The 14,648-nt window shown below is 61.3% G+C and carries 10 protein-coding genes; 5 read left to right on the forward strand and 5 right to left on the reverse strand.

Annotated features, from left to right (window positions below; all coding sequences use genetic code 11):
• Positions 1–17 precede the first annotated feature (17 nt).
• From UF78_RS07600 to coxB, 3 genes are read right to left on the reverse strand one after another with little or no spacing between them, the layout of a single operon-like run.
• Entirely contained in the window at positions 18–377 is a 360-nt protein-coding gene (locus UF78_RS07600; RefSeq protein ID WP_045161486.1) for a hypothetical protein, read from the reverse strand.
• Complete coding sequence (gene ctaD / locus UF78_RS07605; protein WP_045161487.1) at positions 377–2,908, reverse strand: cytochrome c oxidase subunit I; 2,532 nt, start codon at positions 2,906–2,908, stop codon at positions 377–379. Before ctaD ends, UF78_RS07600 begins: the two co-directional genes overlap by 1 nt.
• Positions 2,905–3,798: a cytochrome c oxidase subunit II gene (gene coxB, locus UF78_RS07610; RefSeq protein ID WP_045161740.1), complete on the reverse strand. Its 894-nt coding sequence runs from the start codon at positions 3,796–3,798 to the stop codon at positions 2,905–2,907. Before coxB ends, ctaD begins: the two co-directional genes overlap by 4 nt.
• Before the next feature lie 147 nt (positions 3,799–3,945).
• Between coxB and UF78_RS07615 the strand changes: the two genes are divergently transcribed.
• Positions 3,946–4,410 (forward strand): DUF2231 domain-containing protein, encoded by a 465-nt coding sequence (locus tag UF78_RS07615; RefSeq protein WP_045161488.1) that lies wholly within the window; start codon positions 3,946–3,948, stop codon positions 4,408–4,410.
• A 68-nt stretch (positions 4,411–4,478) separates the two neighbouring features.
• Here UF78_RS07615 and UF78_RS07620 read toward each other — a convergent pair whose 3' ends face one another.
• Together UF78_RS07620 and UF78_RS07625 are read right to left on the reverse strand one after the other, a co-directional pair.
• Positions 4,479–4,892 carry a CopD family protein gene (locus UF78_RS07620; RefSeq protein WP_045161489.1) on the reverse strand — a complete coding sequence of 138 codons (414 nt, stop codon included), beginning with the start codon at positions 4,890–4,892 and terminating at the stop codon, positions 4,479–4,481.
• 148 nt (positions 4,893–5,040) lie between these two features.
• Positions 5,041–5,892 (reverse strand): ion transporter, encoded by an 852-nt coding sequence (locus tag UF78_RS07625; protein ID WP_045161490.1) that lies wholly within the window; start codon positions 5,890–5,892, stop codon positions 5,041–5,043.
• Between the two features lie 233 nt (positions 5,893–6,125).
• Here UF78_RS07625 and moaA point away from each other — a divergent pair, with 233 nt between their 5' ends.
• The 4 genes from moaA to ligA all read left to right on the forward strand — a co-directional run bounded on the left by moaA (position 6,126) and on the right by ligA (position 14,524).
• On the forward strand, positions 6,126–7,121 hold the full coding sequence (gene moaA / locus UF78_RS07630) for a GTP 3',8-cyclase MoaA (RefSeq protein ID WP_045161491.1): 996 nt from the start codon (positions 6,126–6,128) through the stop codon (positions 7,119–7,121).
• Positions 7,122–7,510: 389 nt separating this feature from the next.
• A complete protein-coding gene (smc, locus tag UF78_RS07635; protein ID WP_045161492.1) occupies positions 7,511–10,999 on the forward strand; it encodes a chromosome segregation protein SMC in 3,489 nt (1,162 codons plus the stop codon).
• A gap of 180 nt (positions 11,000–11,179) precedes the next feature.
• A complete protein-coding gene (gene zipA, locus UF78_RS07640; RefSeq protein WP_045161493.1) occupies positions 11,180–11,995 on the forward strand; it encodes a cell division protein ZipA in 816 nt (271 codons plus the stop codon).
• A 177-nt stretch (positions 11,996–12,172) separates the two neighbouring features.
• A complete protein-coding gene (gene ligA / locus UF78_RS07645) occupies positions 12,173–14,524 on the forward strand; it encodes an NAD-dependent DNA ligase LigA (RefSeq protein WP_045161494.1) in 2,352 nt (783 codons plus the stop codon).
• Positions 14,525–14,648: the final 124 nt, after the last annotated feature.

Raw genomic sequence — 14,648 nt, forward strand, 5'->3', positions numbered from 1 at the left:
GCCGGGTTGTCGTTCGGTCAGACGCAGGGCGGCAAGAAAGCCAGCTGAAGCCCGACGAATACCGTCGCCAACGCGGCGATGAAATGAATTCCCGATGCGACCTTGGTGACGAATACCTGCCGCTCATTGAGCTCATGCGGCTTGCGCGACAGCTTCCAGGACCGACGGCCCAACCAAAGCAGCAGCGCGACCACCATCAGCGTGAACACGCCGAAACTGGCGTTCAGCCAATTGAAGATGTCCTGACCCGGGTCCGGCGGCGCGATCGAGCAGACCACGGCCTGCGAGCCGTACATGGTGGCGAACCAGAAGCTCCAGATGGTCAGCCCGAATGGGATCTGCATCGGATGGAAAATCGAGGTGCGGCGGTATTTCATCAGGCACCTCCCACGGCCGACGGGAACAGAGCGATCGCCGCATAAGCACTCCAGACCACCCCCAGGTTGTAGTACCAGAGTTGCTCGACCACCACCGGTTCGTAGGGCGCCTTCTCACCGACATAACCGTAATGTACCCGTAGCATCTGTAGCAGCGTGCAGATCGCCGCGAGCCCACAATGGATCAGGCTGTAGGCGAGGATCACGAAGATCACCGCATCGTGGGCGGTTTCGGTGATTCGCAGATTGGCGCCCAGCAATACCCACAGCAGCATGCCGAACTGGACCACGCCGATCGCGGCAACCATGCCCAGATTGCTCTGCAACCGGGTGTTGTCGCCCCGACGAAGCCGCGCCGGTATACGGCGCATCCATAGCGTCCCGATCGTCAGCACAATGGCACTGGCCAACATCAGCCAGGTGTTGAGGTCGGATCGCTGCGGAACCTGCCATTCCGGCGAAACGGTCCACAGGTAGAACCAGCCGAACAGCAGCGACAGATACAGGGTGGCGTTGGCCAGCAAGGTGACGCCCATGCCCCACAATCCCGGACCGTCGAAGGTGCGCGAGTGCAGCGGGGGTTCGCCCGGCTGGGTGTGTGCGTCCGGAGCGGCCGCCGGGTGCGCGCCGTTTTCCCATGACCAGCGCAAAAGCACGACCAGCGTTACGAGGGTGGCAATGAGCGCGACCCAGTAGAACTTGTTCAACAGGCTCAGGCATAGCACGGCGAGAAATACCGAGGCCACGAACGGCCACCAGCTGTTGCCCGGCAAATGAATGATTTCCCGCGCCTCGCCAGTCAACGGATCCGAACCCCAGGTTTCCCGTCGACCGTGATCGATCGTGGTCAACGCGTGTTCGCCACGCGCAATGCTCTTCGGCAGTCCCGGGTCTTTCCACAGAGGATGCCGGTCGGTGATATCCGGTAGGCTGACGAAGTTGTACGGGCTCGGTGGCAGGGCCGTGGCCCATTCCAGCGTGTCGGCGTTCCAGGGATTCTCTTTTGCCGGCTGACCGAAGCGGAAATGCAACACGATGTCGAGCAGGATGGTGCCGATGCCGATCGCCATGACGAAGCTGCCAATCGACGAGACCAGGTTAGGTATGTCCCAGCCCAGGCCCGTGTCGTAGGTATAGACCCGACGCGGCATGCCCAGCAGGCCTGTCCAGTGCATGATCAGGAAGGTGGTGTTGAAGCCGATGAACACCAGCCAGAAGCCCCAGCGGCCCAGGCGCACCGAGGGCATGCGCCCTGAAAAGTGCGGCAACCAATAATAGAGGCCGGCCATCAGTGGGAAGAACATGCCGCCGACCAGCACGTAATGCATGTGTGCCACTACGAAATGGGTGTCATGCACCTGCCAATCGAAGGGCACCAGGGCCACCATGACACCGGTCAGGCCACCGCAGACAAAGACGATCAGAAAGCCGACCAGCCAGAGCATAGGCACGTGATAGACCGGCTTGCCCAGCCAGAGCGTGGCGACCCAGGCGAAGATCTGCACCCCGGTGGGGATTGCCACCAGCATGCTCGCCGCGGAAAAGAAGCCCAGCGCCAGCGCCGGAATGCCCACCGTGAACATATGGTGTACCCAGAGCCCGAAGCTGAGAAAACCGGTGGTCAGCACGCCGAGCACCACCCAGCGATAACCGACCAAGGGCCGTTGGCAGAACACCGGCAACAGCGTCGAGACGATGCCCGCTCCGGGTAGGAAGATGATGTACACCTCGGGATGGCCGAACAGCCAGAACAGATGCTGCCAGAGCACTGGATCGCCGCCCTTGGCGGTGTCGAAGAAGGGCAGGCCGGCGGCGCGCTCCAACTCCAGCAGAATGCTGCCCAGGATCAGCGGTGGGAAGCCGAACACGATCATCAGCGCCATGACCAGGATGTACCAGGCATAAAGCGGCATCTTATGCAGCGCCATGCCATTGGTGCGGGTGCGCAGGATCGAGACCACCAGCTCGACGCCGGCGCTGACCGCGGAGATCTCGACGAAGGTGATGCCCAGCAACCAGAAGTCCGAATTCACCCCCGGCATGTGCGAAGAGCTGGAAAGCGGTGTGTACATGAACCAGCCGGCTTTCGGCGCGACCCCGAGAAACACGCTGGACAGCAGAATGATGCCGCCGAACAGGTAGCAGAAGTAGCCGAGCGAGGAGAGCCGCGGGAAGATCAGGTCGCGCGCGCCGATCATTTTCGGGATGAGATAGACCGCCAGGCCTTCCATCATCGGCACGGCGAACAGGAACATCATCACCGAGCCGTGCATGGTGAAGACCTGGTTGTAGACGTCGGGCTCCATCAGCACATAGCCGGGCATGGCCAGCTGGGTGCGGATCAACATCGCCATCAACCCGCCGATCAGGAAGAACACACCGCCCGTGATCAGAAAGCGCAGGCCGATGCTGGTGTGATTGACGATGGTCAGTGCGCGCCAGCCGCGTGGGTTGCCCCAGACGTCGTTGAACTGGTCGTGGAGCTGATCGGGATCGGTAGACGGGGCGCTGCCCCTGAACGAAGCATTCATGGCGCGAGCGTCTCCAGCCAAACAGCGATCTGGTCGAGGGTTTCCGGCGGAACGTCGTCGTGCGCCGGCATGCCATTGCCGAATTTGAGTTCCTTGTGCTCACGCAGCCAACGACGCAGACCTTCGCGGTTGTTTTCGATTACCCCGGCACCCAGGCTGGGGCGGGTGGCGAGGTCGGTTAGGTCCGGCGCACGATTGCCATCGGTAATGCCTGCAACACGATGACACTGGCCGCAGCGATCGTTGAACACCTGACCGGCCGCACCCGGTGCGCGCTGCTCGAATGTCAGGTTTTTCCTGGCGGCGATCCAGGTCTCGAAGTCGGCCGCTGGCTGGGCCTCGACATGGAGTTTCATACGTGTGTGCTGGAGACCGCAGAACTCCGAACACTGGCCGTGGAAGATCCCGGCGTGCCCGGCCTCGATGCGAATCACATTGGTGCGTCCCGGAAGCATATCCATCTTGCCGCCAAGTCTGGGGATCCAGAATGAGTGGATGACGTCGGCGCTGGTGACCTGAACGTCGATCAGCCGGCCAGCCGGAATGATCAGCTGGTTCGCTGTGGTTACGCCGCTGTCGGGGTAATGGACCTCCCACCACCATTGATGGCCGGTGACTCGCACCTTCAGCGGTTGCTCGCCTTCCACCGGGAGGGGCAGCATGCTGCGGCCAGTCGGGATGCCAACTATCAGCAGTACGATAATGCTCAGGCTAGGCAGGACGATGCCGCCACCAATGACCCAACGGCGGTTGAGTCGTATCGCCTGTTCCTCGCTGGTCTGGCGTGGCTCGCGGGCCAGCGCATAGATCCAGATCGCAGTGACCGCCACCAGCACCAGGCTGGCGAAGCCGAACATGCCCCACCAGACGTTGGCCACCTGCCGGGCCATGGGGCTGGCCGGATCGAGGGTGGAAAGTGGGCCACCGCAGCCGGTCAACGAAGGAACTGCCAGCGCCAGCGTGGTCCATTTCAAGAGACGGCCGGCACGTTCGAGCGGTTGCGTGGCCCGTCCCCCTTTCTGACGTTGGAGTGCCGGATGGCCAAATCCCAATATTCGATTCATAGCCGCGCCGCTATTGCCGGGCATCCTCTGCACCCGATGTTGATTCATTTCCCGGTTGCGGCTTTGACTGGCCTGCTGCCGGTCGATCTCGCCCATCTCTGGACGTTGGACGATTTTTGGTGGCGTGCCGGGCTCTGGCTGGCTGGAGTGGGTGCACTGGGAGGCTGGGTCGCGAGCATTTTCGGGCTGATCGATCTGCTCACGGTGCGTGAGATTCGACTGAAGATAACCGCCTGGTGCCATGCGATCCTGGCCGTGATGATGCTCTCGCTGGCCTCGCTCAACTGGCTGTTGCGTTTTCAGAACAAGGGAGGCGGCATGGAGCTTTGGGCTTTGTATCTGTCGGCCGTCACCGCGGCGCTGATCGCCCTGGCTGCCTATCTCGGCGGACGGTTGGTGTACGAGCACGCCGTCGGGGTCGACGTGGAAAAGGTCTGATCCGGGCGATACATTCAGCTTGGGTCGTTCGGTCATGAGCATCATTCGGTTCTGTCGAACGGTTTGGGCTAGAACGGCTTGGCCAGTACCAGCCAGAGTGTCGCGGTTATAAAGGCCGCTATGGCCGCGCCAAGAAACAGGCAACGGAGGTTCACGCTCTGTTCCGGCTCCCGCTCGATGTGCAGCACCATGACCCCGCATAGGGCATGACACAGCACCATGCCAGCGACAGTGCTGAGCTTGACGATCAACCAGCCGGCCAGAATCCCATCACGCAAAAACAGCGCCGTGCCTGAGCCGATCGTGATAAGCGCGGCGGGTGTGCCGATGAGCGTGAAGACCATGCGTGTCAGATGCGCGTGGTCCCGATAGAAGAGGGCGCTGGTTTGCCGGGTGCCAGCGGCGACGAGCGCAGGCAGGTACAGCAGCGTGCCGCACCAACACAGCAGGCTCGCGAAGTGCAGCAGTTTGAGCAGGGGCATTCGCGTCTCCATCCGGCCCGCGGCAAGTCAGAGGTTGTGACAACCCTCCGCCGAGGCGGTTCGGATGGCGCGCGCTGATGATGGCTGCCCAGTTGTGGCGGTAAGAGCGCGAGGCCTCCTGGGCAATTGAGCGAAGGACGAGCCGGTGTCAGCTGTCGGCGCCGTGTTCTGCCCGCTTGAAGAGTTGGCTCCCGCAGCGGCTGCAGAAGGCCGCATTGGGTTCATGGCTGAGTTTTTCGCAGGTCGGGCAGCGGTGCTGCAGGCTGTCGGTCCGCATGGCGGTAGCCAGTTCGGCCGTGAAAATGCCAGTCGGTACCGCGATGATCGAATAGCCGGTGATCATTACCAGGGTGGCGAGAGCCTTGCCCAACGGTGTGTGCGGGACGATATCGCCGAAGCCCACCGTGGTGATGGTCACCACGGCCCAGTAGATGCTCATGGGGATGCTGGTGAAGCCGTTTTCAGGGCCCTCGATGACGTACATGAGCGTGCCGTAGATCAGCACCATAGTGGTCACGCTGAGCAGGAAAACAATGATCTTCTGCTTGCTTCCACGAAGGGCAACCAGTAGGAAGTTGGCCTGGCTAAGATACTGAGTTAGCTTCAGTACCCGGAACACTCGCAGCATCCGAATAGCGCGCACCACCAGCAGATATTCGGCGTCTGGATAAAACAGCGCAATAAAGGCAGGCACCACCGACAGGAGGTCAATCGCGCCGTAGAAACTGAATACGTATCTGCGTGGCTCCGGATGGCAGTAAATGCGGACCAGATACTCGATTAGAAAGATTCCGGTGAACAACCATTCCAGTCCGTCCAGCAGAACACCATACCGATCGCTGTAAACAGCCACGCTGTCGAACATGACAACCAAGAGACTGGCCAGGATAACGAACAGAAGCCAGGTATCGAAGCGTCTGCCCGCCGATGTATTGGTGAAGAAGATGATGACGTAGAGGCGCTCGCGCCAGCCCATCGATCGGAGGGCGTCGTTGTCCATTTGCGGAAGCTCCCGGAAATCGGTGAATTCGAAAATTATCCCAGTGTTCGAACCGTAGCCGCAAAGCATCGTTGCGGCCCGGATGGCAAAAATATCGGACGGAGTCGTTCTGCCTTGGTTGGGTGGGCTGTTTAAGCGGCGTCACTTCGTGGTGACCATTCAGCTCTGCACCTTTGCCTCGCGCCACGTTCCGGCATAGTCTTAGGCATGCGTATCAGGCCTCGGAGAGCGACATGCCAGATTCCCAGTTGGTCGATCCGTTCGGCCGACGCATCACCTACCTTAGGCTGTCGGTTACCGACCGCTGCGATTTTCGCTGCACCTATTGCATGAGCGAGGACATGGTCTTCGCTCCGCGTGCGCAGATCCTCTCGCTGGAAGAGCTCTACGCCGTGGCCGACGCCTTCATCAGGCTAGGCGTCAAGCGCATTCGTGTGACCGGTGGCGAACCGTTGGTACGCAAAGGCTTGCCGACTTTGTTGAGTCGTCTGGGCGCGCGTGAGGAACTGGAAGATCTGGCGATCACCACCAATGGCTCACAATTGCCGACTCTCGCACCGGTGCTGCGCGATGCGGGCGTCAAGCGTCTGAACATCAGTCTCGATTCCCTCAAGCGAGAACGTTTCGCCGAGCTTACCCGCCGTGACAAGCTCGACCAGGTCATCGAGGGCATCGATGCGGCGCGTAACGCCGGGTTCCGCCGAATCAAGCTCAACAGTGTGATTCAGAAAGGCCGCAATGACGACGAAGTGCTCGACCTGGTGAATTTCGCCGTGGACCGCGGGCTCGATATCAGCTTCATCGAAGAAATGCCCCTGGGCAACATCTCCAGCCACGAGCGGGAAATCACCTTCTGTTCCAGCGAGGAGGTGCGTGAACGAATCGAGGTGGGGCACCAACTGATACGCAGTAGCCACACCACGGGCGGCCCATCGCGCTATTGGCAAGTTGCCGGCAGCGATACCCAGGTCGGCTTCATCTCACCGCACAGCAATAACTTCTGCGGCAGTTGCAACCGTGTGCGCGTCACCGCTGAAGGTAAGCTGGTGCTCTGCCTGGGGCACGAGGGCGCGCTCGATCTCAAGACCCTGATGCGGCGCTATCCGGGCGACAGCGAGCGGCTGCGCCAGGCGCTGATCGACGCACTGCAACTGAAGCCGGAGAAGCACGAGTTTCGTACCGACGAGCAGGTCCAGGTGGTGCGCTTCATGAGCATGACGGGCGGTTAAAGCGAACATGCGATGCTCCACTGCCATAATTGAGTAGGGTGGGCTGGGCGGCATCCCGCTTCATTCCAGATTCCAGCCCGCACCGGAACGGAGCTGGCATCCTTCACACTTGATCGGTTTCGCTCCTGCACGATTTTGGTTGTCGCCGCGTAAACATTGCCGCCACTGGTGGGTTGGGCGGCCCCAGTAGGATGACCTGGTAGCGCTCCGCTTCAGCCCACCCGCATGCACATCCCAGTCACCGAAAGTGCGCATCCATCCCCGCGATGGCCGTTAGGCAGCATGATAAACTCCGGCGTTTCGTGCAGCACCCACTCGATGCCAGGAATCCCGATGTTCGCGGCGACTCTGCTTGTTCATCCTCACGCTGATGCCATGGATAGGCCCACATGCGACTGAAAAGCATCAAGCTTGCCGGCTTCAAATCCTTCGTCGATCCCACCACGGTGAGTTTTCCGAGCAACATGGCGGCGGTCGTCGGGCCGAATGGCTGCGGCAAGTCCAACATCATCGATGCGGTGCGCTGGGTGATGGGCGAGAGCTCGGCGAAGAATCTGCGCGGCGAGTCGATGACCGACGTCATCTTCAATGGCTCCAATACGCGCAAACCGGTGACCCAAGCCAGCATCGAACTGATCTTCGACAATTCCGACGGCACCCTGACGGGCGAATACGCGGCGTTTGCCGAGATATCCATCCGTCGGCGAGTCACGCGCGACGCGCAAAACACCTATTTTCTTAACGGCGTGAAATGCCGCCGCCGCGATATCACGGATATCTTCCTTGGCACCGGTCTGGGCCCGCGCAGCTATTCGATCATTGAGCAGGGCATGATTTCCAAACTGATCGAGGCCAAGCCGGAGGATTTGCGCAATTTCATCGAAGAGGCGGCGGGTATCTCCAAGTACAAGGAGCGTCGTCGAGAAACCGAGAACCGGATTCGCCGCACCCACGAAAACCTGGCGCGTCTGACAGATCTGCGCGAAGAGCTCGAACGCCAGCTCGAGCGCCTGCACCGCCAGGCCCAGTCGGCGGAGAAATATCAGGAATACAAGGCCGAGGAGCGCCAGCTCAAGGCGCAACTGTCGGCCTTGCGCTGGCAAGCGCTGAATGACCAAGTCGGCCAGCGCGAGCAGGTCATCGGCGACCAGGAGGTCGGTTTCGAGGCGTTGGTCGCCGAGCAGCGCAACGCGGATGCCAGTATCGAGCGGCTGCGCGACGGCCATCATGAGCTGTCCGAGAGGTTCAATCTTGTCCAGGGACGCTTCTACTCGGTCGGCGGGGATATCGCACGGGTCGAGCAGAGCATCCAGCACGGTCAGCAGCGTTTGCGCCAGCTGCAGGACGACCTACGCGAAGCGGAACAGGCACGCCTGGAGACCGAGTCGCACCTGGGCCACGACCGTACCTTGCTCGCCACCCTCGGCGAGGAGCTGGCAATGCTCGAGCCCGAGCAGGACATCGCGGGCGCGGCGGCCGAGGAAACGGCTGCGCAGCTCGAAGAAGCCGAAACAGCCATGCAGACCTGGCAGGAGCAATGGGAACGCTTCAACCAGCAGAGCGCCGAGCCACATCGCGCAGCCGAGGTGCAGCAGTCACGTATACAGCAGCTGGAACAGAGCCTGGAGCGTCTAGCCGAACGCCAGCGCCGACTGGAAGATGAGCGTGCGTCGCTCGCCGTCGACCCGGAAGACGCAGCCGTCGCTGAGATGGGTGAATTGCTGGCGGTCGGCGAGTTGAATCTCGAAGAGCTGTCGGCTGCACAGGAACAGGCTGAGCAGCGCCTCGAGCAACTGCACGAGCGATTGCAGCAGGCTGTTCGGGCCGAGCAGCAAGCGCAAGGTGAGCTTCAGCGACTGAACGGCCGCATCGCATCGCTGGAAGCCTTGCAGCAGGCTGCGATGGATCCGGGCAAGGGCGTTTCGGAGTGGCTACAGGAACGAGGTCTCGATCAACGGCCGCGTCTCGCCGAAGGACTGCGCGTCGAGCCGGGCTGGGAGCTGGCGGTCGAAACCGTACTGGGCGCTGATCTGCAGGCGGTGTTGCTGGATTCGTTCGACGAGCTTGATATGAGTGGCTTCGAACTGGGTGATCTACGTCTGGCCAGTCCTTCTCCAGCGGGCGGGGCGGTCAGCGGCAGCCTGCTGGACAAGGTGACGTCAGCCGTCGACCTTTCTCCCTGGCTGGGGCGGGTACGGCCAGTCGAGGATCTCGACCAGGCCCTCGCGCAGCGTGGTTCGCTGGCCGCTGACGCGAGCCTGATCAGCCGCGACGGCTATTGGGTAGGCCGGCACTTTCTGAGGGTCCGGCGGGCCGGGGAGGCCGAGTCCGGATTGCTCGCCCGCGGGCAGGAGCTGGAACGGCTGCAGGCCGAACGGGACGAACGCGAGGCCAGCCTGGAGCTGTTAGGCGAGCAGCTCGGCCAGCTTCGCGAGGCGCAACGAGAAGAAGAAGATCGGCGCGAGCAGCAACGTCGCCGTCACCAGGATTTGTCTCGTCAACAAGGCGAGCTGAATGCGCGCCTTTCCGCCAGCCAGGCCAGGCTGGAGCAGTTGAGCTTGCGCCGTCGTCGTCTGGAGGAAGAGCTGGCCGAACTGTCCGAACAGCGGGCGCTGGAAACCGAACAACTGGGCGAGGCGCGACTGCATCTGCAGGATGCGCTCGACGCCATGGCGCTTGATACCGAACAGCGCGAGACATTATTGGCGAGCCGCGACGGCATCCGTGAGCAGCTTGATCGCATTCGACAGGAAGCACGTCAGCACAAGGATCATGCACACCAGTTGGCCGTACGAGTCGGCTCGCTGAAAGCACAGTTCGATTCGACTCGCCAGGCACTGGAGCGCCTCGAGCAGCAGTTCGAGCGTGCCGTGGAGCGGCGCGAGCAGCTCAATTTGAATCTGGAAGAGGGTGAGGCGCCACTCGAAGAGTTGCGCATGAAGCTCGAAGAGCTGCTGGAGCGGCGCATGGGCGTCGAGGACGAGCTCAAGCTGGCTCGCCTGGCGCTCGAAGATGCCGATCGTGATCTGCGCGACGCCGAAAAACGCCGGACTCAAGCCGAGCAACAGGCGCAGCTGTTACGCGGCCAGCTCGAACAGCAGCGGATGGAGTGGCAAGCGCTCAGCGTCCGACGCAAGGCGCTGCAGGACCAGTTGCATGAAGACGGCTTCGATTTGCACGGTGTGCTCGCCACACTACCTGCCGGAGCTGGCGAGCCGGAGTGGGAGGCTGAGCTGGAGCGCCTAGGCGGGCGCATTCAGCGTCTGGGCCCGATTAACCTTGCGGCGATCGATGAGTTTCAGCAGCAGTCGGAACGCAAACGCTACCTCGATGCACAGAACGACGACCTCGCCGAGGCGCTTGATACGCTGGAAAACGTCATCCGCAAGATCGACAAGGAAACTCGCAACCGTTTCAAGGAAACGTTCGACCTGATCAATGGTGGCCTGCAGGCGCTTTTTCCCAAGGTTTTCGGCGGTGGCAACGCTTATCTGGAACTTACCGGAGAAGATTTACTCGATACCGGGGTGGCGATCATGGCGCGTCCGCCGGGCAAGAAGAACAGCACCATCCACCTGCTATCGGGTGGGGAGAAGGCTCTGACCGCTCTGGCGCTGGTGTTTGCGATCTTTCAGCTCAATCCGGCGCCATTCTGCATGCTCGATGAGGTGGACGCTCCCCTGGACGACGCCAACGTTGGACGCTACGCGCGTCTGGTCAAGGAAATGTCTGAGAAGGTGCAGTTCATCTACATCACGCATAACAAGATCGCGATGGAAATGGCCGACCAGCTAATGGGGGTGACCATGCACGAGCCGGGTTGTTCGAGGCTGGTAGCGGTCGACGTGGAGCAGGCAGTGGCGCTCGCGGAGGCTTGAGCCGCGCCTGTTTCGAGCAAGGTCGAGTTAAACGGAGATCAATAAAAGAGCCGCGTCGGGCGGTGCAAATCTACCGTTCGTCGTGCTAGTTTAGAGCGCAATTTTTACGATGCGCGGATGAGCCTGTTCAGCGGCTTTGAATCTGCGTCTTTATCATCGATTTCAGGGGTTTAAGCATTAATGGATATCGGTCTGCGCGAATGGCTGATCGTCATCGGCATCATTGTCATCGCCGGCATTCTTTTCGATGGCTGGCGACGGATGCGCGGTAGCAAGGGCAAGTTGAAATTCAAGCTGGACCGCAATATTGCGAGCAATCTGCCAGACGATGACGAGTCCAACGAGCTGCTGGGGCCGCCGCGAGTCGTGAGCCGCAACAACGAGCCAGCCTTGGACGAAACCGATCTTCCATCGATGAGCGCGCGCGAGACGAGCAAGCGCCGCAACAGCGATCCCCAGCAGGGCGACCTGCATTTCTCCGATGATGAACCGGTTCCAACCCTGCTGGATCCGGTAGCGGGTGACGATGAAAGGGCAAGCGAATCTGATCAGGATCTGCCCCCGGTTGAGGAAGTACTGGTCATCAACGTGATTTCCCGAGATCCGCACGGTTTCCGTGGGCCCGCGTTGCTGCAGAATATTCTGGAGAGCGGTCTGCGGTTCGGTGAAATGGACATCTTCCATCGCCATGAAAGCATGGCGGGTAATGGCGAGGTTCTGTTTTCCATGGCCAACGCAGTCAAGCCCGGGACCTTCGATCTGGACGACATCGACCACTTCACGACGCCGGCCGTGAGCTTCTTCCTCGGTTTGCCTGGCCCGCGCCATCCCAAGCAAGCCTTCGATGTGATGGTCGCCGCTGCACGCAAGTTGTCGCAGGAACTGAACGGCGAATTGAAAGACGACCAGCGCAGCGTACTGACCGCACAGACCATCGAGCACTACCGCCAGCGCATCGTCGATTACGAACGCCGGCAAATGACCACCAAACGTTGATCAAAAAAACCGCTCCCTGGAGCGGTTTTTTATGGCCTGCCGATCCCTCTCGAAGCCGCCTGAAAGCCAGTCCACACCTGCCGGCCGCCACAGGATCGGCTAGAATCCCGCGTCTGATATCAACCAAGGCGCGCTGATACTGTCTGATCAGCATTGCCACAGCTACGGCTCCGTCATATGCCTTCCGCCCAAACCGCCGCAGAGCGCATCGCCGAACTGCGCAGCGAAATCGACGCCCACAACTACCGCTACTACGTACTCGACGAGCCCAGCGTCCCTGACGCGGAATACGACCGCTTATTCAAACAGCTCAGGGCGCTTGAGGGCGAGCATCCGGAGTTGGTCACCCCGGACTCGCCAACCCAGCGGGTCGGTGGCGCCGCGTTGGCGGCCTTCGGCCAGGTCCGTCATGAAATACCAATGCTGAGCCTGGGCAATGCCTTCGAAGAGCAGGATCTGATCGACTTCGACCGACGCGCGCGCGAGGGGCTGGATTTGCCGGCGGATCTTCTGGGTGACGGCGTCGAGCTGGAATACAGCTGCGAGCCAAAGCTCGACGGTCTGGCCGTGAGCTTGCTCTATGAAGACGGCAAACTGGTTCGTGGTGCCACTCGAGGCGACGGCAGTACGGGCGAAGACATCAGTGCCAATGTGCGCACCATTCGCAATATTCCGTTGAAGCTACACGGTAGCGGCTGGCCCGCCGTGCTGGAAGTGCGCGGTGAAATCTACATGCCCAAGGCCGGCTTCGAGGCGCTCAACGCGCGCCAGCTGGAAGCGGGTGGCAAGCCCTTCGCCAATCCACGCAACGCCGCCGCTGGCAGCCTGCGCCAGCTTGACTCGAAGATTACCGCCAACCGGCCGCTGGAGCTGTGCGCCTATGGCGTGGGCCGCAGCGATGGCGAGCTGCCGGACACCCATATCGGCATTCTCCAGGCCTTGAAAGCTTGGGGCTTGCCGATTAGCCGTGAGCTCAAGCTGGCCAAGGGGGTGCAAGAATGTCGCGACTACTACCACGCCATCGGCGAGAAGCGCGATGCGTTGCCGTATGAAATTGACGGCGTGGTGTTCAAGGTCAACTCGACTGCTCAGCAGCGCGAGCTGGGCTTCCGTGCTCGCGAACCGCGCTGGGCCATCGCGCATAAGTTCCCCGCCCGTGAGGAAGTCACCGAGCTGCTCGATGTGGAATTCCAGGTTGGTCGCACCGGCGCCATCACGCCCGTCGCGCGGCTGAAGCCCGTACAGGTCGCCGGCGTGACGGTTTCCAACGCCACGCTACACAACATGGACGAGGTCGCTCGCCTGGGTGTGATGATTGGCGACACGGTCATTGTGCGTCGTGCCGGTGACGTCATTCCACAGATCCTCGGGGTGATTCCTGAGCGTCGGCCCGAACACGCGCGCCAAGTCCAGGTACCTGAACAGTGCCCGGTCTGCGGCTCGGCCGTGGAGCGCACCCAGCTGATCAAACGCAGCAAGGGCCGGGAATCAATCAGCGAAGGGTCAATTTACCGTTGTGTCGGCCGTCTGGCCTGTCAGGCGCAGCTCAAGCAGGCGATTATTCATTTCGTTTCCCGCAGGGCCATGGACATTGACGGCCTGGGCGACAAGATCGTCGAGCAACTTGTGGATACCGGGCTGGTCGGCTCGCCAGCCGATCTGTACTGCCTGACCTTCGAGCAGGTGTTGGCGCTGGAAGGCTTCGCCGAGGTGTCGAGCCGCAACCTGCTCAAAGCCATCGATGCGAGTCGTACGCCGTCCCTGGCACGCTTCATCTTTGCCCTGGGAATTCCGGATGTCGGCGAGGGCACTGCCAAGCTGCTGGCGCGTGCTCTTGGATCGCTCGATCGCATCAGTCGAGCGATGCCGGACGTGCTGGTCTATCTGCCGGATATCGGTCTGGAAGTCGCCCACGAAATTCACAGCTTCTTCGAGGACGAGCATAACCAGCTTGTCATCCAGCAGCTGCGCGAGCGCGGGGTGCAGTTGCAGGAGGAGGGCGAGGTGCATCCTGAGTTTGCGGCCTGCGCAACGCTTTCCGGCCTGCTCGATCGGCTCAACATTCCGTTCATCGCCAGTACCGGTGCCCAGCGTCTTGCCGACCGCTTCGGCAGTCTCGACGGCATCATCGAGGCCGACTGGCTCGATCTACGCCAGGTCGAACGCCTCAATGAAAAGGCCGCCCGTGCGCTACGCGACTACTTTGACGATCCGGCCAACGCCGAGCGCGCCCGCACTATCGAAGCCCAACTACGTGAGTTCGGGATGCATTGGCAAAGCGAACGGAAGGCCGCGCAAGGACTCCCTTTGGCGGGCCAAACCTGGGTGCTCACCGGCACCCTGGAAAGCATGAGCCGCGACGAGGCCAAGGCCAGGTTGGAAGCGTTGGGAGCGAAGGTCGCTGGTTCCGTTTCGGCCAAAACTGCCTGTGTGGTAGCAGGGCCAGGGGCAGGGTCGAAGCTGGCCAAGGCGACCGAACTGGGGGTAAAAGTCATGGATGAACAAGCGCTTGTGCGTATGCTCGCCTGAACGACATCCAGGTGCTGGAGTCGTCTCGGTAAATCTGCCTACGAGGAACTTCAAGTTCTGAGCGTTGCGGCAGGTCACCGAGCAGGGTTTGCACCAGGCTAAAGGGAATGGCCTGCTTATTGCT

Source organism: Stutzerimonas stutzeri (assembly GCF_000952685.1).
Classification (GTDB): Bacteria; Pseudomonadota; Gammaproteobacteria; order Pseudomonadales; family Pseudomonadaceae; genus Stutzerimonas; species Stutzerimonas stutzeri_E.

Bases quoted from the DNA above. Each gene is read 5' to 3' on its own strand.
- moaA (WP_045161491.1), top strand. From the start codon at position 6,126: ATGCCAGATTCCCAGTTGGTCGATCCGTTCGGCCGACGCATCACCTAC.
- coxB (WP_045161740.1), bottom strand. From the start codon at position 3,798: ATGGCCCGGCAGGTGGCCAACGTCTGGTGGGGCATGTTCGGCTTCGCC.
- UF78_RS07625 (WP_045161490.1), bottom strand. From the start codon at position 5,892: ATGGACAACGACGCCCTCCGATCGATGGGCTGGCGCGAGCGCCTCTAC.
- ctaD (WP_045161487.1), bottom strand. From the start codon at position 2,908: ATGAATGCTTCGTTCAGGGGCAGCGCCCCGTCTACCGATCCCGATCAG.
- zipA (WP_045161493.1), top strand. From the start codon at position 11,180: ATGGATATCGGTCTGCGCGAATGGCTGATCGTCATCGGCATCATTGTC.
- UF78_RS07620 (WP_045161489.1), bottom strand. From the start codon at position 4,892: ATGCCCCTGCTCAAACTGCTGCACTTCGCGAGCCTGCTGTGTTGGTGC.
- UF78_RS07600 (WP_045161486.1), bottom strand. From the start codon at position 377: ATGAAATACCGCCGCACCTCGATTTTCCATCCGATGCAGATCCCATTC.
- ligA (WP_045161494.1), top strand. From the start codon at position 12,173: ATGCCTTCCGCCCAAACCGCCGCAGAGCGCATCGCCGAACTGCGCAGC.
- UF78_RS07615 (WP_045161488.1), top strand. From the start codon at position 3,946: ATGGCCAAATCCCAATATTCGATTCATAGCCGCGCCGCTATTGCCGGG.
- smc (WP_045161492.1), top strand. From the start codon at position 7,511: ATGCGACTGAAAAGCATCAAGCTTGCCGGCTTCAAATCCTTCGTCGAT.